We start from the raw sequence: 22,441 nt of genomic DNA on the forward strand, positions 1-22,441 counted from the left end.
TTCACGCGGTCGTGGCGGCCAGGCTGCCCAGCAGGCGCAGGCGCTCCTCCGTCGGAGTGCCGGGCGAAGGCGTCATCACGTAGAGGATGAGATCGGGATCGGAGGGGAGCTCGAGCCCTTCGTAGTCGAACTCGAGGTCGCCGACGTCGGGATGATGGATGCGTTTGCTGCCGGCGCGGTGGAAGCGCACATCGTGCGCCGCCCATCGTGTGCGGAAGACATCGCTGCGCGTGGCGAGCTCGCCGATGAGGTCAGTGAGGCCCCGGTCCTGCGGATCGCGTCCTGCTGCCGTGCGCAGAGTGGCGACGATGCTGTTCGCTCCCGATTCCCAATCCGGGTAGTAGGTGTGGGAGGCCGGGTTCAGGAAGGTGAAGCGCGCGTTGTTGCTGCGGTTGGCGGGGTCGTCGAGGATCGGGGCGAACACGGCCCGGCCCATCGCGTTCACCGCGAGGAAGTCCTTCCGCGCGTTCGCGATGTAGGCCGGAGCGGTGATCGTGTCGAGCAGCCGGTGCAGCCCCGGCCGAAGCTCGGGGCTCTCCGCGCGCGGACGTCTCCTCCCCGGTCCGGCCGGCGACGCGTTACGAGCGAGATCGTGGAGATGGGCCGTCTCGGCGTCGTCCAGCTGCAGGGCCCGGCAGAGTGCGTCGAGCACCTCGGCCGAGACGCCGGACAGGTCACCGCGCTCCATCCGCGCGTAGTAGTCCACGCTCATCCCGGCGAGCATCGCGACCTCTTCGCGGCGCAGGCCGGGGACCCGTCGGCGCGGACCACCGATGATGCCCGCACGATCGGGCGTCAGCCGGGCCCTCCGGGTGGTGAGGAACTCGCGCACCTCGCTCTGGTGGCTCATGTCTGCCACGGTATTCCTCCTGCGGAGCCGAGTCTCACTCCTCGGGGATGTCGCGGCCGTATGTCTCCAGCGTGACGGCCTCGGGCTCGGGGCCCCCGCGGACGCCGGTGTCGAGCGCATCGATCCTGGCGATCTCGTCGCCCGTGAGTTCGAAGTCGAACACGTCGAAGTTCTCGGCGATGCGCTCCGGCCTGGTCGACTTCGGGATCGCCGAACGTCCCTGCTGCAGGTGCCAGCGGAGCATCACCTGAGCAGCGCTCCGGTCATGGGCCTCGGCGATCTCGAGGATCGCCGCGTCGGCGAACGTGCTGGTGCTGTGGTCACCGCGGTACGACGTGATCCCGCCGATCGGGGACCACGCCTGAGTCAGGATGCCGTGCTGTGTGCCGAGCTCCTGCACATCGCGCTGCGCGAAGTAGGGGTGCACCTCGATCTGGTTCACCGCCGGAACGACATCCGTCTGGGCGAGCAGCTCCGAGAGGTGGGACGTCATGAAGTTGCTCACTCCGATGGCGCGCACCTTGCCGTCGGCGAGGAGCTTCTCGAGAGCCCGATAGGCGGCGAGCGTCCTTTCGAAGTCGCTGGGGAGCGCTTGGTGCAGGATGAACAGGTCGATGACGTCGACCTGCAGCTTCCGGGCGCTCTTCTCGAACGCGTGCAGGGTCTCGTCGTAGCCGTAGTCGCTGATCCACACCTTCGACTCGAGGAAGACGTCGTCGCGCCGCAGTCCGGACGACTTCAGCGCGTCGCCGACTCCGCGTTCATTCGCGTAGGCGGCGGCGGTGTCGATGAGGCGGTACCCGGTCGACAGCGCTGTGGTCACGGCGTCCGCCGTCTCCGCGGGCGCAGTCTGGAAGACGCCGAAACCGAGGGCGGGCATCGTCACGCCGTTGTTCAGGGTGAAGTGGTCGCTGGTCATGCCTTCGACGCTACGACCGTCCTGTCGTCGGAGGGAGTGACTGGCATTACACGGTTGGGTCGGTCGCCACGGGCCACTCCTCCGCGAGCAGCGCGTAGTTCAGGCCGTCCATCCACTCGCCGGAGCGGTGCAGGGCGGTCTTGCGGCTGTCCTCCTCGCGACGCATCCCGAGCCGCTCCATCAGGCGCCAGGACGGCTCGTTGGCCGCGAAGCATCCGGCATGCACGCGGCGCAGGCCGAGTGCACCGAAGCAGGTGTCGATGACCGCGCGGATCGCCTCGGTCGCGTACCCGCGGCCGACGAATTCGGGATGCAGCACCCAGCCGAGTTCCGCCTGCACGGCGCGGGCGGCGTCGGCCACTTCGGCCTGCGCATAGCCGTCCTCGACGCGTACCATCACGTCACCGATGATCACCGGCCGCTCCTGCTCGTCACCGGGCAGCAGCTCGATGACGAAGGTCATCGCCAGTCGATCGGGGTCGGTGTATGTCTCGTGGAACGCCTCGCGGGTCGCGGGCGCCCGGCCGAGCCAGCGGTTGACCTCAGGCAGGCGCCGGTACTCCCACACCGCGTCGAGGTCGGAGGCGCCGCACGGGCGGATCTCGAGGCGGGCGGTGCGGATCGGCCAGGCGTCGTCGCTCATCCGGCCAGGGTATCCCGCGAGGTTGCCGGGGCCGAACCCTGCTCCAGTCTCACTCGTTGAGGGTGTTCACGGCTCGCAACCCGCATCCGTTGAGACCGGAGCGACGAAGGAGGCTCTGTTCCGGGTGCGAGGTCGAGGATGCCGGGAGCTCGAACCGGACGGCTCAGTGCATGACGTCCGGGTCGGAGTCGCCCATGTGGCCGGGCAGCGCGCTGGAGAGCACGCGGGCGACGAAGGCCGAGTACTCCGACATGTAGTGCCCGAGGAACTGCGCGGTGCTCTCGTCCGAGACCGTGCCGTCGGCGCCGTAGATCTCCGGGTTGAAGTGGATGTACGCCTCCGGCGCGTTCAGCTGCGGGGCGTCGAGGAAGCTCAGCACACCGCGCATCGACGACTGCATCACCGCCGTGCCGATCGCGCCGGCTGAGGCGCCGATGATGCCGGTGGGCTTCCGCGCGAACGAGTTCTGCCCCCACGGACGTGACCCGACATCGATCGCGTTCTTCAGAGCGCCGGGGATCGAGCGGTTGTACTCCGGCGAGATGAACAGCAGCCCATCGGCGCCGGCCAGCGCCTCTTTGAAGGCCGTGACCGCAGGCGTCGGGCTGTATTCGTCGTCGCGGTTGAACAGCGGCAGGTCGCGGATCGGGATCTCGAACATGTCGAGGTCGTCCGGCGCGAGCTTCACGAGCGCCTTCGAGAGCACCCGATTGATCGAGTCGCTCGCGAGGCTTCCGACGAGGTATCCGATGCGGTATGACATGGCCTGCTCCGATCACTGGGGAGGTGGTGCTGGGAACAGGTCTACTCCCGACACTCCGCCGCGGCAATACGATCGAGGCATGATCGGCACGCTCGGAATCCTCGGTGCCGGGCGGGTCGGTCTCGTGCTCGCGCGGCTCGCTTCGGATGCCGGCATCCGGGTGCTTCTGGCCGGGTCGGGCGATCCCGCACTGATCCGACCCTCCGCACGCGGCGTCGGCGCGACCGCGCTCACCGCGCGCGAGGTCGCCGAGCAGGCCGATGCCGTGATCCTCGCGCTTCCGCTCGGCAAGTACCGCACGATCCCGGCGGATGCTCTGCGCGGCAAGCTCGTGATCGACGCGATGAACTACTGGTGGGGATCGGACGGCATCCGCCCCGAGCTCGATGATCTGCGGACCACGACCAGCGAGACCGTGCAGGCGTACCTGTCGGATGCTCGGGTGGTGAAGGCCTTGAGCCACATGGGCTTCCACGACCTGGAGGACGACACCCGGGCATCCGGTTCCGCCGACCGCAAGGCGATCGCGATCGCCGGCGACGACCCGGCGGATCTCGAGACCGTCGCCCAGCTCGTGGACGCCCTCGGCTTCGATCCCGTCATCGCGGGCCCGCTGAGCGCCGGCATCATGCTCGAGCCGGGCGCGGAGGCCTTCGGCGCCGACGTCGACGCGGCCGAGCTGCGCGCGATGCTCGACCGCTTCCCGGCATCCCAGCGCGGCATCCGCGTCGCCCGCGCCCGCAGCGGTGGCGACCTTACGAGCGGCGGCCTCTGACCGACATCCCAGTTTTCCCCTGGTTCCGGTCTCAACGGAGGCGGGTTCTGAGCCGAAACACCCACAACGAGTGAGACCGGAGCTTCGGGGGAGCCGGGCAGGCGGGCGGATGCCCTCTTCCCAGCTCCGGTCGCACCGGATGCGGGGGCTCGCCTGCTCCGGTCTCAACGGATGCGGGTTCTGAGCCGAAACACCCGCAACGAGTGAGATCGGAGCTTCGGAAGGTCAGACCATCAGGCGGTAGCCCATGCCCTGTTCGGTGAGCAGGTGCACCGGGTTCGAGGGATCCTGCTCGAGCTTGCGGCGCAGCTGCGACATGTACAGGCGCAGGTAGCCGGTGTCGGCGACCTGTTCGGTGCCCCACAGCTCGCGCAGCAGCTCCTGCCGCGTCACGAGTGCACCCGGATGCCGGGACAGATGCTCCAGCATCCGCCATTCCGTCGGAGTGAGATGCACGTGCGCTCCGGCGCGGGTCACCGACTTGGCGACCAGGTCGACGAGCACGTCGCCGAAGGCGACGGTGGACTCACCGGATGCCGGAGCCGCGCGACGCGACAGCGCGCGCAGGCGCGCCAGCAGCTCGTCGATCTGGAACGGCTTGGTGACGTAGTCGTCGGCTCCGGCGTCGAGCGCGTCGACCTTGTCGGCCGACCCGGTGCGCCCGGAGACCACGAGGATCGGCACGTTCGACCAGCCCCGAAGCGCGTGGATCACCTGCACCCCGTCGAGGTGCGGCATGCCCAGATCGAGCAGCACGATGTCGGGATGCGCCTGCGCGGCGAGCTGGATCGCGGCGGCGCCGTCGGGTGCGGCGACCACGTCGTAGCCGTGCGCGGCGAGCGTGATCCGCAGCGCGCGGACCAGCTGCGGATCGTCGTCCGCGATGAGCAGCTTCATGAGGTGGCCCCTTCGTCTCGCTTCGCTCGCTCAGGATCCGTGGGGTGTGGTGTGCGCTCAGGGTCCGCGGGGTGTGGAGTGCGCTCAGGGTCCGCGTGGTGTGGAGTGCGCTCAGGATCCGCGTGGTGTGGAGTGCGCTCAGGGTCCGTGGGGTGTGGAGTGCGCTCAGGGTCCGTGGGGTGTGGAGTGCGCTCAGGATCCGTGGGGTGTGGAGTCTGCTCAGGGTCCGCGGCGACGGGCAGCGCGATCACCATCGTGAGCCCTCCTCCGGGGGTGTCCTCGGGGGTCAGGCTACCTCCCATGCCCTCCGTGAATCCGCGCGACAGGGCAAGGCCCAGGCCGAGGCCGATCGTGTTGTCGCTGTCGCCCTCGCGCTGGAACGGGGCGAACATGGTCTGCTGACGGTCGGCGGGCACGCCGACGCCGCGGTCGACGACACGGATCTCGGCCGTCGTGCCGAGACGGCTCGTGGTCACCAGCACCCGCCCGCCAGCCGGGGAGTGCCGATTCGCGTTGGCCAGCACGTTCACGAGAACGCGCTGAAGGAGCACGGAGTCGGCCTGCAGCGGTGGGAGGTCGGCATCCAGCCCGAGTTCGACCTCATCGGGACCGAGGCCCAACTCGTCGAGGGCGGCGAGCACGGCGCCGGCCGCATCCACTGGAGCCAGCGAGACCGCGAGCACCCCGGCCTCGACCCGGCTCACGTCGAGCAGGTCGGTGACGAGCTTCGAGAGGGTTCCGAGGCTCTCGTCGGCGGTCTCGAGCAGGGCGGAACGGTCTTCGCGAGACAGGATGCCGGGAGCACGTCCTTCGTCTCGTCGCTGCGCTCCTCGCTCAGGATCCGGGGCGGGGAAGGCTCCGGGTCCTGAGCGAGCGCCCTTCGTCTCGTCGCTGCGCTCCTCGCTCAGGGTCCGTGAGCCGGACGAAGGGCGCTCAGGATCCGTGGGGTGTGAAGCTTGCCCAGGACCCGAGGCGGCGTCGGCGGCATCCGCCTGCCGCAGTCCGCCGACCGCGGCCATCGCGGCGGCGAGGGGGCGGCGCAGGTCGTGGCTGATCGCCGAGAGCAGCGCGCTGCGTACCCGGTCGGTCTCGTCGAGCACCTCGGCTCGCCGAGCCGTCGCGGCGAGGTCGGCGTGCTCGATCGCCGCCGAGAGCTGCGCGACGATCGCATCGAGCAGCCTGCGCGCGGGAGCATCCAACGCTGGTCCGTACAGCTCGAGCGTCGCGCGGTCGCCGACACGCACGACTTCGGGTGCGGCATCCGGCACCGGCTCGCCGTCGGTCGCGATCACCGTGCCGTCCCGGTCGAGCAGCCGCACGCCGCTGAATCCGAACGCCTCGCGGGCGCGACTGACCAGCGCCAGCGGCGCACTGTCGCCACGCAGCACGTTGCCGGCGACGCCGGCCAGCAGCTCGGCCTCGGCGGATGCCCGCCGCGCGGCGCGCGCACGCCGCGCGGCCTGGTCCACCACGATGCTCACGAGTACCGCGATCACGACGTACAGCACCAGCGCGAGCGCGTGCAGCGGGTCGGCGATGGTCACCGTGAACAGCGGCTCGACGAAGAGGAAGTCCAGCGTCAGGCCGGACAGCACGGCCGCGAACAGCGCCGGCCGCAGCCCACCCACCAGAGCCACCACGACGACGAGCAGCTGGTACGCCAGCACCTCGGAGGTGATCGCCGCAGGGGAGTGCAGCGTGTACAGCAGCCAGGACAGCAGCGGCCCGCCGACCAGGGCGATCGCCAGCCCGAGCAGCTGCCGCCGCCAGCCGAGCGCCCCGCCGGTGATTCGCGGCAGCACGGCGCGACCCCCTGCGGCGGCATGGCTGACGATGTGCACGTCGATGTCGCCGGATCGGCGGATCACCTCCGCGCCGATGCCCGGCCCGGTCAGCGCCGCAGCGAGCCGGCCGCGGCGGCTCACGCCGATGACCAGCTGCGTGGCATCCGCCGACTGCGCGAACTCGACCAGCGTGCTCGGCACGTCGTCGCCGACGACCTGGTGATAGCTGCCGCCGAGGGAGGCCACCAGGCGCTGCTGCGCGGCCAGCGCTCCCGGCGCGCCGCCGCGCAGGCCATCCTGCGCGAGCACGTGCACGGCCATCAGCTCGCCGCCGGCCGTGCGGGCGGCGATCCGCGCGCCGCGGCGCAGCAGCGTCTCGCCCTCTGGTCCGCCGGTGAGGGCGACGACCACGCGCTCCCTGGTCTGCCAGGCACTGTCGATGCCGTGCTCGACCCGGTAGGTGCGCAGCGCAGAGTCGACCTCGTCGGCCAGCCAGAGCAGCGCCAGTTCGCGCAGCGCGGTGAGATTGCCGAGCCGGAAGTAGTTCGACAGCGCGGCATCCACCCGTTCGGCGGGATAGACGTACCCCGCCGAAAGCCGGTCGCGCAGCGACTGCGGCGCGAGGTCGACCACCTCGACGTCGTCGGCGGCGCGCACCACCGCATCCGGCACGGTCTCCTGCTGGGCGACACCGGTGATCTTCTCGACGACGCCGTTCAGCGACTCGATGTGCTGCACGTTGACCGTGGTGATCACGTCGATGCCGGCATCCAGCATCGACTCGACGTCCTGCCAGCGCTTCTCGTGCGGCGACCCCGGCGCGTTCGTGTGCGCGAGCTCGTCGACAAGGGCGACCTGCGGTGCGCGGGTCAGGACGGCCTCGAGGTCGACCTCGTGCAGCTCGACGTCACGGTGCTGCACGGTGCGCAGCGGCACCTGCTCGAGGCCGATCAGCTGCGCCGCCGTGGCGGTGCGGCCGTGGGTCTCGACAATGGCGACCACGACATCCTGCCCCGAGGCGACCAGGCGGTGCCCCTCGGCGAGCATCTCGAACGTCTTGCCGACGCCGGGTGCGGCGCCGAGCAGCACGCGCAGTCGCCCTCGGGTCATCGGGATGCCCCGGATGCCTGGTCGAGGGCGAGGTTCAGCTCCAGCACGTTCACCCGCTCCTCTCCGAGGAAGCCGAGGTCCGGCCCCTGGATGTGCGATTCGACGATCGCCCGCACGTCATCCTCGCGCATGTCGCGTGCCTCGGCCACCCGCCGCACCTGCAGCAGGGCGTACGCGGGACTGATCTGGGAGTCGAGTCCGGATGACGAGGCGGTCAGCGCATCGGCGGGAACCTGCGAGGGCGCGACGCCGTTGAATGCGGCGACCTCCGCTCGGCGCTGCTCGATCTGCTTCACCAGGTCGGGATTGGACGGGCCGAGGTTGCTGCCGCCGGAGGCCGTCGGATCGTAGCCGCCGGCGGACGGGCGGGGCTGGAAGTACTGCGGCAGGGGGTTCCCCTTCTCGTCGCTGAAGGACTGCCCGAGCAGCGAACTGCCCACGGCCTTCCCGTTCTCGGTGACGACCGAGCCGTTCGACTGCCACGGGAATGCGATCTGCCCGATGCCGGTCATGACGAGCGGGTAGGCGATGCCCAGCAGCAGCGTCATCACGAGCACGGCGCGAACCGCGACCCCGGTGCTGCGGAGGTTGGTGCGAAGGTTCGACATGGGATGTCCTTTTCAGAAGCCGGGGATGAGGCTCACGACGAGGTCGATGAGCTTGATGCCGAGGAACGGTGCGATCACGCCGCCGACGCCGTAGATCAGCAGGTTGCGCTGCAGCATCCGTGCGGCGCTCGCGGGCCGGTACTTCACGCCGCGCAGCGCGAGCGGGATGAGGAACACGATCACGATCGCGTTGAAGACGATCGCGCTGAGAACAGCGGATGCCGGGGAGTGCAGCTGCATGATGTTCAGCACGCTCAGCCCGGGGAACGCGACCATGAACATGGCCGGGATGATCGCGAAGTACTTCGCGATGTCGTTGGCCAGCGAGAACGTGGTGAGCGCTCCGCGGGTGATCAGCAGCTGCTTTCCGATGCGCACGATGTCGATGAGCTTGGTCGGGTCGGAGTCGAGGTCGACCATGTTGCCGGCCTCCTTCGCCGCCGAGGTTCCGGTGTTCATTGCGACGCCGACATCCGCCTGAGCGAGCGCCGGGGCGTCGTTCGTGCCGTCACCGGTCATCGCGACCATCCGGCCGCCCTCCTGCTCACGACGGATCAGCGCGAGCTTGTCCTCCGGAGTGGCCTCGGCGAGGAAGTCGTCGACGCCGGCCTCCTTCGCGATCGCCGCAGCGGTCAGCGGGTTGTCGCCGGTGATCATCACGGTGCGGATGCCCATCGTGCGCAGCTCGTCGAACCGTTCGCGCAGGCCGTCCTTGACGATGTCCTTGAGGTGCACGACCCCGAGGATGCGGGCGGTGCCGTCCACTGCCACGGCCACCACGAGGGGCGTGCCGCCGGAGGCGGCGATGTCGTCGGCGAATCGGGTCGCCTCGTCGGCCGCGTCACCGGCATCCGATCCCAAGGAATCGAGCCAGGCGCGGATGGCGGAGCCTGCGCCCTTGCGGATCATCGTCCCGTCGGGCAGGTCGATGCCGCTCATCCGGGTCTGCGCGGTGAACGGCACCGCCACGGCTCCCTCGGGGGACGAGACCCGGATGCCGCCGGCCTCGGCCAGCTCCACGATCGAGGCGCCCTCCGGCGTCGGGTCGGCGAGAGACGACAGTGCGGCGGCGCGCAGCAGCTCCGCGGCATCCGTTCCGGTGACGGGGCGGACGTCGTCGGCGCGGCGGTTGCCGTAGGTGATGGTGCCGGTCTTGTCGAGCAGCAGGGTCGACACGTCGCCGGCGGCTTCGACCGCACGGCCCGACATCGCGAGCACGTTGCGCTGCACCAGCCGGTCCATGCCGGCGATGCCGATCGCACTGAGCAGCGCGCCGATCGTCGTCGGGATCAGGCAGACCAGAAGGGCGATCAGAACCGGGATGCCGACCGGTGAGGCGACGTACCCGGCGAGCGGGTTCAGCGCCAGCACGACGAACACGAACACGATCGACAGGCTCGCCAGCAGGATGTTCAGCGCGATCTCGTTGGGCGTGCGCTGCCGGTTCGCGCCCTCGACGAGGGCGATCATCCGATCCACGAACGTCTCGCCGGGCTTCGACGTGATGCGCACCACGATGCGGTCCGAGAGCACGCGAGTGCCGCCGGTGACAGCACTGCGGTCGCCGCCGGACTCGCGGATGACCGGGGCGCTCTCGCCCGTGATCGCCGACTCGTCGACGGTCGCGATGCCGGCGACGATGTCGCCGTCGCCGGGGATCAGCTCGCCGGCCGTGACGATCACGATGTCGCCGAGGCGCAGGTCGGAGGAGGCGACCTCCTCGGTGACCGCGTCCAGCGGATCGCCGGAAGCCACCCGTCGCGCCATGGTCGTCGTGCGGGTCTTGCGCAGGCTCGCGGCCTGCGCCTTGCCGCGGCCCTCCGCGACGGCCTCTGCGAGGTTGGCGAACAGCACGGTCAGCCACAGCCAGCCTGCGATCGCCCAGGTGAACCCGGCGGGGATCCTGGGGTCGGATGCCCCGAGCAGAGGCTCGGCGATCGCGAGGACGGTGGTGAACGCCGCGCCTGCCCAGACCAGCAGGATCACGGGGTTGCGCAGCAACCGTGCGGGGTTGAGGCGGCGCAGCGCGCCGGGGAGGGCCGCGATCAGCTGCGCGGTGCCGAAGGCGCGCGGGCGTGTCGCGGATCCTGAGCGAGCGAAGCGAGACGAAGGGCGCTCAGGATCCGGGGTGGTGTCTGCCGGGGAGATTTCGGTGAGGGTCATGATCAGACCAGTCCTTCTGCGAGCGGCCCGAGCGTGAGCACGGGGAAGTAGGTGAGTGCGGTGATGACGACGGCGACGGTCGTCAGCAGGCCGACGAACAGCGGCCGGTGCGTGGGCAGGGTGCCCGCGGTCTCGGGCACGTGCTGCTGCGAGGCCAGGGAACCGGCGAGCGCCAGCACGATCACGATCGGCACGAATCGGCCGAGCAGCATCGCGATGCCGAGGGCGGTGTTGAACCACGGTGTGTTCGCGGTCAGTCCGGCGAATGCGGAGCCGTTGTTGTTCGCCGCCGAGGTGAACGCGTACAGCACCTCGCTGAGACCGTGCGTGCCCGGATTGAGGATGCTGGACCCCTCGACGTCGGCACGGATGGCGGGGATCGCGAAGCTCAGAGCCGTGCCGCCGAGCACCAGTGCCGGGACGACGAGGATGTACAGGCTGGCGAGGGTCATCTCGCGCGGGCCGATCCTCTTGCCGAGGTACTCGGGAGTGCGCCCGACGAGCAGGCCGCCGACGAACACCGCGATCACGGCGAGCACGAGCATGCCGTACAGACCCGATCCGACGCCGCCGGGGGCGACCTCGCCGAGCATCATGTTCAGCATCGGCATCATGCCGCCCAGCGCCGTGTACGAGTCGTGCATCGAGTTCACGGCGCCGGTCGAGGTCAGCGTCGAGGCGCTGCCGAACAGCGTGGAGCCGAGGATGCCGAAGCGCTGCTCCTTGCCCTCCATCGCGGCGCCCGCCAACTGCGGGGCGGGGCCCTGGCCGTTCGCCTCCAGCACCGAGAGGATGGTCAGCGAGGTGAGGAAGAGCACCCCCATGACGGCGACGATCGCGTAGCCCTGGCGGTCGTCGCCGACCATCCGGCCGAAGGCGCGCGGCAGGGCGAACGGGATGGCGAGGATCAGCAGGATCTCGAACAGGTTGGTCCACGGGGTGGGGTTCTCGAACGGGTGCGCGGAGTTGGCGTTGTAGAAGCCACCGCCGTTGGTGCCGAGCTCCTTGATGACCTCCTGCGAGGCGACCGGGCCGCCGGGGATCTGCTGGGTGCCGCCGACGAGAGTGTGCACTTCGGTGAAGCCGGACAGGTTCTGCACGACGCCGCCGGCGATCAGGACGATCGCGCCGATCACGGCGATCGGCAGCAACAGCCGGATGGTGCCGCGCGTCAGGTCGACCCAGAAGTTGCCGATCGTGGCCGAGCCGCGTCGGGCGAAGCCACGCACCAGGGCGATCGCCACGGCGATGCCGACTGCGGCTGAGGTGAAGTTCTGCACGGCGAGGCCGGCCATCTGCACCAGGTGTCCGACGGTCTGCTCCGGGGTGTACGACTGCCAGTTGGTGTTGGCCAGGAAGGACGCCGCGGTGTTGAACGCGAGGCCCTCGGGCACCGGAGGAAGGCCGAGGGAGAGGGGCAGGAACTGCTGCATCCGCTGCAGCAGGTAGACCAGCAGCATGCCGGCCACCGAGAACAGCAGCAGGCCGCGCGCGTAGGAGCGCCAGGTCTGCTCGGATGCCGGGTCGACGCCGATCAGGCGGTAGAGCCCGCGCTCGACGCGCAGATGCCGGGCGGCGGAGTAGACGTGCGCGATGTAGTCGCCGAGCGGGCGGTACAGGAGCACGAGTACGGCCACCAGTGTGGCGGCCTGGAGCACGCCGAGCCAGATGTCCGCGGCGCTCATCAGAACTTCTCCGGGGCGATGAGGGCGACCAGCAGGTAGCCGACGGCGATCAGGCCGAGGACCACGGCGGCGAGGTCGAAGACGATCATGCCTGGTCCTCCCGGTTCAGCGCCTCAGGTGCGGCGGACGCGCGGGGGCGGGGGGACAGACGTTCGAGCCCGGTCGCGACGAGCGACACCAGGACGAAGATCAGCGCGGTCAGCGCGAGATAGATGAGATCGAGCACGTCACCGATCACACCGCTCTCACGGGGCCGGCATCCGGATCCTCACGGAATCCCTACGGGCGTCCTCACGACCCATACGGGGTACTCACGGAGCGGGGCTCGCAGCAGATCCGCGCGAGTCCCCGGGAACGAACTGAGACCCACGTGCAGCACGTGGGTCTCAGTGGGATCTCGGGGGTTCGCCGCGATCTCGGCTCAGTTCTTCGCGTCGTCGTCCGGCGGCCCGGCATCCCGATGCGCGCGCCGTCCGGCGGCCTGCGTGACGGGGCGGCCTGCGCGCTCCTGGCCGGGAACCGGGCGGGAGCGGCGGCCGTAGATCAGCTCAGACGAGTCGAGCAGCCACGGCACCAGCGTGATGGTCACGCCGTGGATCAGCATCAGCTGGTTCGCCATGCGGCGGGCGCGACGGTTGTGCAGCACGCTCTCCCACCAGTGCCCGACGATGTACTGCGGCAGGTACACGGTGATCACCGACGGACCGTGCTTCTCGCGGTACTTCTTGATGTACGCCTCGACCGGCTGCGCGTAGGTGCGGTAGGGCGACTCCACGATGACCAGCGGCACGGGGATGCGGTGCTCGATCCAGTCCTTCTGCAGCTGCTCTCCGTCGTGCGCGTCGGTCGCGACGTGCAGCGCCACGGTCTTCTCGTGCCGGGCGGCCATCGCGTAGTCGACGGCCTTGATCACCGGCTTCTGCAGCCGGTTCACGAGCACGATCGCGACATCGCCCTCGGAGCCGAAGTGCGTGGTGTCGTCGATCGCGATCTCGTGCTCGACGTCGCGGTAGTACCGCTTCACGCCGACCATCAGCAGGGCCAGCAGCGGGATCGCGAGGAACACCAGCCAGGCTCCGTGCGTGAACTTGGTGATCGTCACGATCACCAGCACCGACACCGTCATGATCGCGCCGACCAGGTTCACGCCCATGCTCACGAAGATGTCCCGTGGCACGGCCTCGTCGCGTCCCCGGTGCTCGCGGATCAGCCGGCGCCAGTGCTTCACCATGCCGATCTGCCCCAGTGAGAACGACACGAACACGCCGATGATGTACAGCTGGATGAGGTTGGTCAGGTTCGCCTGGAACACCACCAGCACGCCCACCGCGGCGATGCCGAGCAGGATCATGCCGTTCGAGAACACCAGACGATCGCCGCGGGTGTTCAGCGCCTTCGGTGCATACCCTTCGCGCGCCAGGACCGAGCCCAGCAGCGGGAAGCCGTTGAATGCGGTGTTCGCGGCGAGCAGCAGCACGCAGGCGGTCGCCGCCTGGATGATGAAGAACATGATGCTGCCAGGGCCGAACGTTGCGGCCGCGACCTGAGCCATCAGGCTGGGCTGCGGGTTCGAGCAGTCGAAGCCGATCAGGTCGCAGGCGTTCTCGGCGTACTGCACACCCGAGATCAGTGCCAGTGCGGTGAGCCCCGCGAACAGGCAGGCGGCGATCGAGCCCATCATCGCGAGCGTGGTCTGCGCGTTGCGGATCTTCGGGATGCGGAACGCCGGAACGCCGTTCGACACGGCCTCCACGCCCGTCAGGGCGGAGCATCCGCTGGAGAACGCGCGCAGCAGCAGCAGCACCATCGCCGCCTGGCCCAGGCTGTCGGCGTGCACCGTGTACGCCGCGCTCGCCGCGACCGGCGCGTCACCGAAGGCGGTGCGCGCCAGGCCGGCGACGATCATCACGAGCACCGAGCCGATGAAGATGTACGTCGGGATGGCGAAGACGGCGGATGCCTCGCGCACGCCCCTCAGGTTCACGATGACGATCAGGATGACGAATCCGACCGCCAGCTCGACGCGCGCGGGGTTCAGCCCCGGCACCGCGGAGATGATGTTGTCGACGCCCGACGCGATCGACACCGAGACCGTGAGCACGTAGTCGACCAGCAGCGCGGCCGCGACGATCACCGACGGGATCTCGCCGAGGTTCTTCTGCGTCACCTCGAAGTCGCCGCCGCCCGACGGGTACGCCTTGATGATCTGCCGGTAGCTGAGCACCACCACGATCAGCAGCAGCACGACGGCCGCCGCGATCCACGGGCTCAGCGTCAGGAACGCGGTGCCGCCGATCAGCATGATCATCAGCATCTCCTGCGGCCCGTAGGCCACGGAGCTCAGCGCATCGGATGCGAAGATCGGCAGCGCCATGCGCTTCGGGAGCAGCTGCTCGTTGGCCGCCTCAGTGGTGAGCGGCTCACCCAGAAGCAGGCGCTTGGCGGTCTGTTCCGCCGGGCGTTCGTCATTTGCCACGAACGGCGACACTACGCCTGCGCGGGGCGCCGTGCAATCCGGGAGGTGGAAGGCCTCGAAATAGACTCGTCCCATGGGGGATCAGGTTCTGCTCGGCGTGCTCGCCATCGCCATCGGGCTGGGTATCGGCATCCTGCTCTTCGTGCCGTTCGTCGCGGTCAGTTATCGGCGTCGCGGACGGCTGTCCGCCGGTCGTCTGCTGCTCTGGCTGGCGGCGCTGATCTACTTCTGGGCCATCTGGACCTACACGCTGCTGCCGCTGCCCGATCCCGACACGATCCGCTGCGTGGGCGCGATCACCGACCCTATGTCGGTGGTGCGAGACGTCCGTAAGGCGATCGCCGCGCCGGGCCGCACCATCACGAACCCGGCGATCCTGCAACCGGTGTTCAACGTGCTGCTGTTCGCGCCGCTCGGCTTCTTCGTGCGGGTGATCGGCGGGCGCGGCATCCTGGTCGCCCTGTTCATCGGATTCGGGCTGTCACTGTTCATCGAGACCACGCAGCTGACCGGCGTGTGGGGGCTGTACCCCTGCGCCTATCGCTTCTTCGACGTCGGCGACCTGATGACCAACACGACCGGGGCCGTGCTCGGCTCGATCGCCGGGCTGATCGTGCCGCGGGCGTATCGCGGGATGACACCGGCGGCGGATGCCGGGATGCCGCGACCGGTCACCCGCGGTCGCCGTGCGCTGGCGATGCTGTGCGACGGCCTCGGATTCTGGTTCGTGACGGTGGGCGTCTCGATCGGCGCGCAGCTGTTCATCGGCTACGTGCTGCGCGACCGGCAGACGATGACCGAAGGCGTGGTCTCGGGCTTCATCGGCACGGCCGCGGCGGTCGTGCTGTGGCTGTTCGTGATCCTGGTGACGGGTCAGTCGATCGGCGACTTCGCGGTGCAGCTGCGGTACTCCGGCAGCCGGATGCCGCAGCCGCTTCCCCGGCTGCTGCGCTGGCTGGGCGGCATCGCGGGCCTCTCCGCGATCGGGCTCCTCGGTGGATTCTTCGACACGGTGTCGTGGTTGCTCACAGTGGTCGCCGTGGTGATGCTGTTCTTCACCCGGAACGGCCGGGGCCTGCCCGGCATCCTCTCCGGCCAGCAGTTGCAGGATGCCCGCGAGCCTCGTCAGGAGGCCTCGGCGCGGCCCGTCCGCCAGTAGCCCATGAACGCGACCGAGCGGCGATCGATGCCGAGGTCGCGCACGAGGTGCCGGCGCAGCGACGTGATCGTGCCGGCTTCTCCGGCGAGCCACGCGTATTCGGTTCCGGATGCCGCCTCGGGGACCTCCCAGAGGATGTCGTCGGACTCCTCCCCCTCGGTCGTTTCGTCTCCCGCGGGTACTGAGCGTCCTTCGTCTCCCGCGGGTCCTGAGCGAGCGGAGCGAGACGAAGGGCGCTCAGGAACCGAAGCAGCCGGCATTGGGTGTGTCGAAGAACGCCTCGCGCCCCAGGCGTGCACCGCGACGGTCAGCCGCTCGCCGTGAGAGGCGCCGTCGCGGCCGAGCCAGGTCACGCGCACGCCATCCGGAGCGTCCAGCTCGAGAGCATCCGCGGCCGTCGGCACCTCGACGAAGACCTCGCCGCGCGCTTCCGCGGGAAGGGACTGCACGATCGCGCAGATCGCGGGAGCGGCGGTCTCGTCGCCGGCGATCAGCACGGTGCCGGCGTCGCCGGGCTTCCACTCGAGCCCGCCGCGCTCCACGGCGCGGGCGTCCGGTCCGACGACCTGCAGGGCGTCGCCCTCGGCCGCGCCGCTCGCCCAGGCGGATGCCGGGCCCTCGACTCCATGCAGCACGAAGTCCACGTCGATCTCGCGCGCCTCGGGGCGGGCTGCGCGAACGGTGTAGGTGCGGATCGGATTGCGCTTCTCATCAGGCAGTTGCCGCCAGCGCTTGTACCAGTCCCCGTTGAACCCCTCATCGAACTGGCCCACGTCGGTGATGGTGCCGTCGGGCAGGGGGAGGATCAGCTTGATGCGCTGATCGAGCCCGTCGGTGGCGAAGTGCACCAGGTCGTCTCCGGTCAGCGTGATGCGCGTGAAATTCGGAGAGAGGGCGGTGACACGGCTGACGGTCGTGGAATAAGTCCGGTAGGCGGGGTGGCTCACTCTTCCATCATAGGTTAGGCTTCCCTAACGTGAAGGACCACGAGAACTCCCGAGACGCTCTCGCCGACGAACTGCGCGGCGACGACCTGGTGCTCAGCTACGGCCGTACCGAGGTCGTGCACGGCGTCTCCCTTCACCTCGAGCCCGGCCTTGTCACCGCCCTCGTCGGCCCGAACGGCAGCGGTAAGTCGACGGCGCTGCGCGCCCTCGCCCGCCTGCACGGCATCGACTCGGGCACGGTCCGCGTCGGCACGAGCACCGGCTCCGAGACGGATGCCCGTGACGCGGCATCCCTCTCCGCCAAGGAGTTCGCCCGCACCGTCGCGATGCTGTCGCAGTCGCGTCCGCACCCCTCCGGACTCGAGGTGCGCGATGTCGTCGCCTACGGCCGGCACCCGCACCGCAGCCGGTTCTCCGGCTTCGCCGACGCCGACCGCGCGGCCATCGCCCGCGCCCTCGAGCTGACCGGACTCGCCGAGATGGCCGATCGCCCCGTCGACGAGCTCTCCGGTGGTGAGCTGCAGCGCGTCTGGCTGGCGACCTCGCTGGCGCAGAGCACCGGCATCCTGCTGCTGGACGAGCCCACCAACCACCTCGACCTGCGCTACCAGATCGAGACCCTCGACCTGGTGCGCGATCTGGCCGACAACGGCACCGCGCTCGGCGTCGTGCTGCACGATCTCGACCACGCGGCATCCGTCGCCGACCGTGTCGTACTGCTGCACAAGGGGCGCGTGCACGCGGCCGGACACCCGGCCGACGTGCTCACCGGTGAGCACCTCACCGAGGTGTACGGCCTGCGTATCGACACCGTGCTCGACGCCGAAACCGGCCGGGTGCGGGTCATCCCGCGCGGCCGGCACCGCGAGCGCGCCGCATCCGCGCCACCCGCCAGCATCCACGCCACCGCCTGACCGCGCCGCCGCGAAGGGGCCCTGACAGCTCAAGGCCCCGGCGAACCATGCCCGACCACGACCTGCACTTCTCACGCAAAGGAACCCGAATGAAGAAGTCCCTCGCCGCCGTCGCCGTCCTCGGAACCCTGGCCCTGGCACTCGCCGGGTGCGGCACCACGTCCGTGGACGAACCCACCTCATCGAAGGCACCTGCCGCAGCGGGTGACCAGTGCAAGGATGTGAAGACCTCGACCGGTCCGGTCGAGCTGACCGATGCCTTCGGCCGCACCGTCAAGCTCGACAAGCCCGCCGAGCGGGTCGCCGTGCTCGAGTGGCAGCAGGTCGAGGACGCATTGACGCTGTGCGTCACGCCCGTCGCCGTCGCGGATGCCGCCGGCTACCGCACCTGGGACACCGCCGAGAAGCTCCCCGAGGACGTCAAGGACGTCGGCACCCGCCAGGAGCCGAATCTCGACGCGATCTTCGCCACCAAGCCCGACCTCGTCATCGTCGAGGCATACACCCGTGACGACGCGATCATCGGCCAGCTCGAGAAGTACGGCGTGCCGGTGCTCGCCACCCTCGGTGCCGACGCCAAGGACCCGATCAAGCAGATGCTGTCGACCTTCGACCTCATCGCCAAGGCCACCGGCCGCGAGGCTCGTGCCGAGGACGTCACCGCCGAATTCGAGAAGCACCTCGCGGATGCCAAGGCAGAGATCGCCGACGCGAAGCCCGCGAGCACCGACTTCGTCTACATCGACGGCTGGGTCGACGGCGGCAACGTCTCCATCCGCCCCTTCGGCCAGGGCTCGCTCATCGGTGAGCTCGGCGAGGCAGTCGGCCTCACCAACGCCTGGACCGGCGAGGTCGACCCGGCCTACGGCCTGGGCAAGACCGACATCGAGGGCATGACCACCATCGGCGACGCGAACCTCTTCTACACCGGCACCGAGGACACCGCTTCGGACAACTTCATCGACGCCGCCAAGAAGAACCCCGCCTGGGCGTCGATCCCGGCAGTCAAGGACGACCGTACCTTCGCGTTCCCGGCGGGGATCTGGACCTTCGGCGGCCCGCGTTCTGCGGAGCAGATCGTCGACGGCTTCGTGGCGGCGGCCAAGGCGGTCGGCTGAGCTCGTTCCCCGGACATTGAGCGAGCGGAGCGAGACGAAATGTCGGTAGGTCGGGTCGCGTGCGCTACGCGATGAACACATCCGGGGAGACATGCCCCCGCCCTCCGCTGGGGCTCCGGGCTCCCGCCAGACCCGATGCCAGCTCCCCGGATGTGTCCATCGCTTCGCTCGGAAGGTGAGAAGTAGTCGTGAACGCGAGTAGCGAGGTGCAGGAGGCCGTCGGCATCCCATCGAGGGATGTCGGCGGCCCTGCCGCCGGGAAGCTGACTGCCTTCGGTGTGCTGGTCGGGCTCGTCGTGGTGCTGCTGGGGGTCTCGGCGTGGCACCTGACGCAGGGGACGTCGGGGGCGGTGTGGCCGCAGGGGGACGTGCTGTGGGGGTCGCGCGTGCCGCGGCTCGCGGCCGGCGTCGCGGTCGGGTTCGCGCTCGGCGTCGCGGGGCTCATCATGCAGTCGCTGTCGCGCAACGCACTCGCGTCGCCCGACACCCTCGGCGTCACAGGAGGGTCGTACTTCGCCGTGACGGCGGTGGCCGCGTTCGGCATCTCGGTGCCGTTCTGGGCCTCGGGTTTCGTCGCGTTCGCCGGCGGACTCGGTGCCGCAGTGCTCGTGCTCGGCCTCGCCGGGGGAGCGGGCACCTCGACGACACGCCTCGTGCTGGCCGGCTCCGCGCTGGCGATGGCCTTCCAGGCCGGCACCGCGACCATGCTCATCCTGTTCTCCGAGCAGACCAAGGGCCTGCTGGCCTGGGGCAGCGGCAGCCTGTCGCAGCTCGGACTCGAGTCGTTCCTGCGTGCCGCGCCGGTCGTCGTCATCGCGACCGTGCTCGCACTCGTGATGTCCCGCCGCTTCGACGTGCTGGCGCTCGGCGACGACACGGCCTCGTCGCTGGGCGTGCCGATCCGGTCGACCCGGGCATCCGGCATCCTGCTCGCCGTCGTGCTGACGGCGACCGCCGTGACCCTCGCCGGCCCGATCGGCTTCATCGGCCTGTGTGCGCCGGTGCTCGCCCGCCTGCTGTCCCGCTTGGTGCCCGCGCTCGGCAAGCACGTCCTGCTGCTGCCCACGGCAGGGCTGATCGGCGCGATCGTGGTGATCGGCTCCGACGCCGTGCTGCGCCTGCTGATCGGCGCCGAGGGCGCGATCGCCGTGCCGACCGGCGTCGCGACCACCGTGCTCGGCGCGATCGTGCTGATCGTCATGGCCCGACGACTGCGCGACTCGGGCCCCACGCGTCAGCCGCCCAGCATCCGCTTCCGCACCCGCGGAGCGGTGCGCTACCGGGTCACGCTGCTCGTCGGCATCGCCGTGCTCGTCGTCGTCATCATCGGCGGCCTGCTGCTCGGCAGCACGCCGCTGCTCACCGGAGACATCCTGCTCTGGCTGCAGGGACTCGCGCCGCCCCAGATCGGCTTCGCGCTCGACGAGCGCGCCCCGCGCGTGATCGCCGCTGTGCTCGCCGGAGCCGCGCTCGCCGTGGCCGGCGGAATCACGCAGGCGGTCAGCCGTAACCCGCTGGCGGAGCCCGGGTTGCTCGGCATCACCGGCGGCGCCGGGCTGGGCGCCGTACTCGTGATCACCAGCGCCACCGCCTCCACATTCGGGATGCTCGCCGCAGCCGTCACCGGCGCACTGCTGGCCTTCGCGCTGGTCTACCTGTTGGCCTGGAAGGGCGGACTGGGCGCCGATCGTTTCATCCTGATCGGAATCGGCGTCTGGTACGGCACGACCGCGCTGACCACGTTCGTGCTGCTGCGCAGCAACCCCTGGGACACCCCGAAGGTCTACACCTGGCTCTCCGGCACCACCTACGGGCGCATCTGGGAGCAGGTCATCCCACTCGCCATCGCGCTGGTGATCGCGCTGCCGTTCGCGATGATGCGACATCGTGAGCTGGATGTGCTCGCCCTCGACGAGGACACCCCGCGCCTGGTCGGTGTGCGCCTCGAGCCGGTGCGGCTCGGGCTGCTGATCACCGCCGCCGTGCTCGCTGCACTGAGCGTCGTCGCGGTCGGCGTGATCGGGTTCGTCGGACTCGTCGCCCCGCATGCAGCCCGCGCTCTGGTCGGCGCGCGCAACGCCCGCGTCATCCCGGTCGCCGCCGTGCTCGGCGCCGTGCTCGTCGGCGTCGCCGACGCGATCGGCCGCACCGTGCTCGCTCCCGCCCAGCTGCCCGCAGGACTGGTCGTCGCCCTCATCGGGGCCCCGTACTTCGTCTGGCTGCTCTGGCGCTCGCGCGACGCGTAGCGGCATCCGCTTCGAACCGGTCCGGCATGGGCAGTTCTCCCCATGCAACCTGTTCGGGAAACTCCCAGCTATCGCATAGGGTTCTACGGGCGGCGAATGCCGCCGACGACTGCCCGCGATGAGCGGATGAGGGAGAGAAGCCTGATGGCTCTGACAATGACACGCGCCCGCGTGTGGATCATCGCGATCCTCGCGGCCATGGCGCTCGCGCTCGGTGCGGCTGCACCGGCATCGGCCGACGAGGCGGATGACGTGCTCGCCGCGGACAAGGCGCTCGGCACCTCGCTGACCACGTTCAGCGACGCTCTGAACGACCAGTCCGCGACCGCGGAGGACATCCAGGCGGCCGCGGAAACGTTCCAGTCCGAGGCAGAGGCCGCTCAAAAAGAGTTCCAGGCGCTCGCCGACGGCAACAGCGGTGTCGCCGAGTACGCGAAGGACTTCGCCAAGGACGCTGGTGAGATGGCCGACGCTGCCGGTGCCATCGCCGACGGGATCACCAACCAGGATCAGGCAGCGCTGACCGAGGCCGACGCGAAGATGAGCGACGCACTCGACGACTACGACGCCACCGCCGACAAGCTCAACGAGTACCTCAAGACCGCCGGTGATCCCACCTACATGGGCTGGCTGATCGTGTTGATCGTGGCCGTCGTCTTCCTGATCCTCGCGCTTCTCTTCGCGCTGCTGACCCGCAAGCAGCAGGGCCTGCTGCCGGCCAAGGCCGACAAGAAGGGCAACATCCAGCAGTCGTCGCTGAAGAAGCTGCGCTGGATGGTCGTGCTGTGGGCGGCCGTGTTCGTCGTCGGTGCGGCGATCCCGTTCTTCCAGATCGTCTTCGCCCAGCCCGACGCGAGCGGGCAGTACGAGATCCGGATCTTCTGGTACCCGCTCGCCATCGGCGTCGTGCTCTCGATCGTCGGCGTCATCCAGTACTTCATCGCCGCAGGCAAGGTTCGTCGCGAGGGCTCGGCAGCAGCCTACGACCCCAACGACCCGTCGACCTTCGGCGCCGTGCAGGGCGAAGGCTTCTCCCGGGTCCCGCCGGCGGAGAGCTACCAGCCCGTGCCCCCGGGCTACGAGGCGCAGGGCACCCCGGTTCCGCCGGCACCGGCTCAGGCAGCGGATGCCACGGCCCCGGCCGCTCCTGTTGCCGAGGCTCCGGTCGCCGAGGCTTCGGTCGCCGAGGCGCCGGCTGCTCCCGTGGATGCCGCGGCCCCGGCCGCTCCGGTCGCGGACGCTCCGGCCGCCGAGGCGCCCGCCGGTCCCGCGAACTGATCGCATCGTTCTGCATCCGCGAGACTTCCCCGCCGACACGAGACTGCATCGCGGCGACGCCGCGCCCTGCAGGAGGGGAAGTCTCGCTGGTCGCGGTCGCTCGTGC

19 protein-coding genes are annotated in these 22,441 nt (G+C 69.8%); 6 read left to right on the forward strand and 13 right to left on the reverse strand.

The window, feature by feature from the left end; all coding sequences use genetic code 11:
* Position 1 precedes the first annotated feature (1 nt).
* From ACFVDO_RS14975 to ACFVDO_RS14990, 4 genes are all read right to left on the reverse strand, one after another.
* Positions 2 to 850, reverse strand: a complete 849-nt coding sequence (locus ACFVDO_RS14975) for a helix-turn-helix transcriptional regulator (RefSeq protein WP_378857985.1) — start codon at positions 848 to 850, stop codon at positions 2 to 4.
* A gap of 34 nt (positions 851 to 884) precedes the next feature.
* A complete protein-coding gene (locus ACFVDO_RS14980; protein ID WP_378857986.1) occupies positions 885 to 1,769 on the reverse strand; it encodes an aldo/keto reductase in 885 nt (294 codons plus the stop codon).
* 46 nt (positions 1,770 to 1,815) lie between these two features.
* Positions 1,816 to 2,412, reverse strand: coding sequence for a GNAT family N-acetyltransferase (locus ACFVDO_RS14985; protein WP_378857987.1), 597 nt, complete (start codon positions 2,410 to 2,412; stop codon positions 1,816 to 1,818).
* 163 nt (positions 2,413 to 2,575) lie between these two features.
* The gene (locus ACFVDO_RS14990) at positions 2,576 to 3,175 is read right to left on the reverse strand and encodes an NADPH-dependent FMN reductase (protein ID WP_378857988.1); all 600 of its coding nucleotides are present in this window, start codon (positions 3,173 to 3,175) and stop codon (positions 2,576 to 2,578) included.
* A 79-nt stretch (positions 3,176 to 3,254) separates the two neighbouring features.
* On the opposite strand from ACFVDO_RS14990, the gene ACFVDO_RS14995 reads away from it, so the two are divergent.
* The gene (locus ACFVDO_RS14995) at positions 3,255 to 3,950 is read left to right on the forward strand and encodes an NADPH-dependent F420 reductase (protein WP_378857989.1); all 696 of its coding nucleotides are present in this window, start codon (positions 3,255 to 3,257) and stop codon (positions 3,948 to 3,950) included.
* Positions 3,951 to 4,175: 225 nt separating this feature from the next.
* Here ACFVDO_RS14995 and ACFVDO_RS15000 read toward each other — a convergent pair whose 3' ends face one another.
* The 8 genes from ACFVDO_RS15000 to ACFVDO_RS15035 all read right to left on the reverse strand — a co-directional run bounded on the left by ACFVDO_RS15000 (position 4,176) and on the right by ACFVDO_RS15035 (position 14,685).
* Complete coding sequence (locus ACFVDO_RS15000) at positions 4,176 to 4,847, reverse strand: response regulator (RefSeq protein WP_378857990.1); 672 nt, start codon at positions 4,845 to 4,847, stop codon at positions 4,176 to 4,178.
* Positions 4,844 to 7,741: a DUF4118 domain-containing protein gene (locus tag ACFVDO_RS15005; RefSeq protein ID WP_378857991.1), complete on the reverse strand. Its 2,898-nt coding sequence runs from the start codon at positions 7,739 to 7,741 to the stop codon at positions 4,844 to 4,846. The genes ACFVDO_RS15000 and ACFVDO_RS15005 overlap by 4 nt, the downstream gene beginning before the upstream one ends.
* The gene (kdpC, locus tag ACFVDO_RS15010) at positions 7,738 to 8,349 is read right to left on the reverse strand and encodes a potassium-transporting ATPase subunit KdpC (protein ID WP_378857992.1); all 612 of its coding nucleotides are present in this window, start codon (positions 8,347 to 8,349) and stop codon (positions 7,738 to 7,740) included. The genes ACFVDO_RS15005 and kdpC overlap by 4 nt, the downstream gene beginning before the upstream one ends.
* Positions 8,350 to 8,361: 12 nt before the next feature.
* Positions 8,362 to 10,512 (reverse strand): potassium-transporting ATPase subunit KdpB, encoded by a 2,151-nt coding sequence (kdpB, locus tag ACFVDO_RS15015; protein ID WP_378857993.1) that lies wholly within the window; start codon positions 10,510 to 10,512, stop codon positions 8,362 to 8,364.
* A gap of 2 nt (positions 10,513 to 10,514) precedes the next feature.
* Complete coding sequence (gene kdpA / locus ACFVDO_RS15020) at positions 10,515 to 12,197, reverse strand: potassium-transporting ATPase subunit KdpA (RefSeq protein ID WP_378857994.1); 1,683 nt, start codon at positions 12,195 to 12,197, stop codon at positions 10,515 to 10,517.
* On the reverse strand, positions 12,197 to 12,286 hold the full coding sequence (locus ACFVDO_RS15025; RefSeq protein WP_378857995.1) for a potassium-transporting ATPase subunit F: 90 nt from the start codon (positions 12,284 to 12,286) through the stop codon (positions 12,197 to 12,199). Before ACFVDO_RS15025 ends, kdpA begins: the two co-directional genes overlap by 1 nt.
* Positions 12,283 to 12,423, reverse strand: coding sequence for a hypothetical protein (locus tag ACFVDO_RS15030; RefSeq protein ID WP_378857996.1), 141 nt, complete (start codon positions 12,421 to 12,423; stop codon positions 12,283 to 12,285). The genes ACFVDO_RS15025 and ACFVDO_RS15030 overlap by 4 nt, the downstream gene beginning before the upstream one ends.
* A gap of 195 nt (positions 12,424 to 12,618) precedes the next feature.
* Positions 12,619 to 14,685 (reverse strand): APC family permease, encoded by a 2,067-nt coding sequence (locus ACFVDO_RS15035; RefSeq protein WP_378857997.1) that lies wholly within the window; start codon positions 14,683 to 14,685, stop codon positions 12,619 to 12,621.
* Positions 14,686 to 14,746: 61 nt separating this feature from the next.
* On the opposite strand from ACFVDO_RS15035, the gene ACFVDO_RS15040 reads away from it, so the two are divergent.
* Positions 14,747 to 15,832 (forward strand): VanZ family protein, encoded by a 1,086-nt coding sequence (locus ACFVDO_RS15040; RefSeq protein WP_378857998.1) that lies wholly within the window; start codon positions 14,747 to 14,749, stop codon positions 15,830 to 15,832.
* Here the strand turns inward: ACFVDO_RS15040 and ACFVDO_RS15045 are convergent.
* Positions 15,799 to 16,779: a siderophore-interacting protein gene (locus ACFVDO_RS15045; RefSeq protein WP_378857999.1), complete on the reverse strand. Its 981-nt coding sequence runs from the start codon at positions 16,777 to 16,779 to the stop codon at positions 15,799 to 15,801. The two genes, ACFVDO_RS15040 and ACFVDO_RS15045, sit on opposite strands and share 34 nt — an antisense overlap.
* A gap of 29 nt (positions 16,780 to 16,808) precedes the next feature.
* Here ACFVDO_RS15045 and ACFVDO_RS15050 point away from each other — a divergent pair, with 29 nt between their 5' ends.
* The 4 genes from ACFVDO_RS15050 (at position 16,809) to ACFVDO_RS15065 (ending at position 22,335) form a co-directional block, all read left to right on the forward strand.
* Positions 16,809 to 17,693 carry an ABC transporter ATP-binding protein gene (locus ACFVDO_RS15050; RefSeq protein WP_378858000.1) on the forward strand — a complete coding sequence of 295 codons (885 nt, stop codon included), beginning with the start codon at positions 16,809 to 16,811 and terminating at the stop codon, positions 17,691 to 17,693.
* Between the two features lie 89 nt (positions 17,694 to 17,782).
* Positions 17,783 to 18,811, forward strand: coding sequence for an ABC transporter substrate-binding protein (locus tag ACFVDO_RS15055; protein ID WP_378858001.1), 1,029 nt, complete (start codon positions 17,783 to 17,785; stop codon positions 18,809 to 18,811).
* 188 nt (positions 18,812 to 18,999) lie between these two features.
* Complete coding sequence (locus ACFVDO_RS15060; RefSeq protein WP_378858002.1) at positions 19,000 to 21,057, forward strand: iron ABC transporter permease; 2,058 nt, start codon at positions 19,000 to 19,002, stop codon at positions 21,055 to 21,057.
* A 156-nt stretch (positions 21,058 to 21,213) separates the two neighbouring features.
* Positions 21,214 to 22,335 carry a hypothetical protein gene (locus ACFVDO_RS15065; RefSeq protein ID WP_378858003.1) on the forward strand — a complete coding sequence of 374 codons (1,122 nt, stop codon included), beginning with the start codon at positions 21,214 to 21,216 and terminating at the stop codon, positions 22,333 to 22,335.
* Positions 22,336 to 22,441: the final 106 nt, after the last annotated feature.

The organism is Microbacterium sp. NPDC057741 (assembly GCF_042798735.1).
Classification (GTDB): Bacteria; Actinomycetota; Actinomycetes; order Actinomycetales; family Microbacteriaceae; genus Microbacterium.

What these genes read in the sequence shown, in the direction of transcription:
- ACFVDO_RS14975 (WP_378857985.1), bottom strand. Translation starts at nt 850, where the DNA reads ATGAGCCACCAGAGCGAGGTGCGCGAGTTCCTCACCACCCGGAGGGCC.
- ACFVDO_RS14980 (WP_378857986.1), bottom strand. Translation starts at nt 1,769, where the DNA reads ATGACCAGCGACCACTTCACCCTGAACAACGGCGTGACGATGCCCGCC.
- ACFVDO_RS14985 (WP_378857987.1), bottom strand. Translation starts at nt 2,412, where the DNA reads ATGAGCGACGACGCCTGGCCGATCCGCACCGCCCGCCTCGAGATCCGC.
- ACFVDO_RS14990 (WP_378857988.1), bottom strand. Translation starts at nt 3,175, where the DNA reads ATGTCATACCGCATCGGATACCTCGTCGGAAGCCTCGCGAGCGACTCG.
- ACFVDO_RS14995 (WP_378857989.1), top strand. Translation starts at nt 3,255, where the DNA reads ATGATCGGCACGCTCGGAATCCTCGGTGCCGGGCGGGTCGGTCTCGTG.
- ACFVDO_RS15000 (WP_378857990.1), bottom strand. Translation starts at nt 4,847, where the DNA reads ATGAAGCTGCTCATCGCGGACGACGATCCGCAGCTGGTCCGCGCGCTG.
- ACFVDO_RS15005 (WP_378857991.1), bottom strand. Translation starts at nt 7,741, where the DNA reads ATGACCCGAGGGCGACTGCGCGTGCTGCTCGGCGCCGCACCCGGCGTC.
- kdpC (WP_378857992.1), bottom strand. Translation starts at nt 8,349, where the DNA reads ATGTCGAACCTTCGCACCAACCTCCGCAGCACCGGGGTCGCGGTTCGC.
- kdpB (WP_378857993.1), bottom strand. Translation starts at nt 10,512, where the DNA reads ATGACCCTCACCGAAATCTCCCCGGCAGACACCACCCCGGATCCTGAG.
- kdpA (WP_378857994.1), bottom strand. Translation starts at nt 12,197, where the DNA reads ATGAGCGCCGCGGACATCTGGCTCGGCGTGCTCCAGGCCGCCACACTG.
- ACFVDO_RS15025 (WP_378857995.1), bottom strand. Translation starts at nt 12,286, where the DNA reads ATGATCGTCTTCGACCTCGCCGCCGTGGTCCTCGGCCTGATCGCCGTC.
- ACFVDO_RS15040 (WP_378857998.1), top strand. Translation starts at nt 14,747, where the DNA reads ATGGGGGATCAGGTTCTGCTCGGCGTGCTCGCCATCGCCATCGGGCTG.
- ACFVDO_RS15055 (WP_378858001.1), top strand. Translation starts at nt 17,783, where the DNA reads ATGAAGAAGTCCCTCGCCGCCGTCGCCGTCCTCGGAACCCTGGCCCTG.
- ACFVDO_RS15065 (WP_378858003.1), top strand. Translation starts at nt 21,214, where the DNA reads ATGACACGCGCCCGCGTGTGGATCATCGCGATCCTCGCGGCCATGGCG.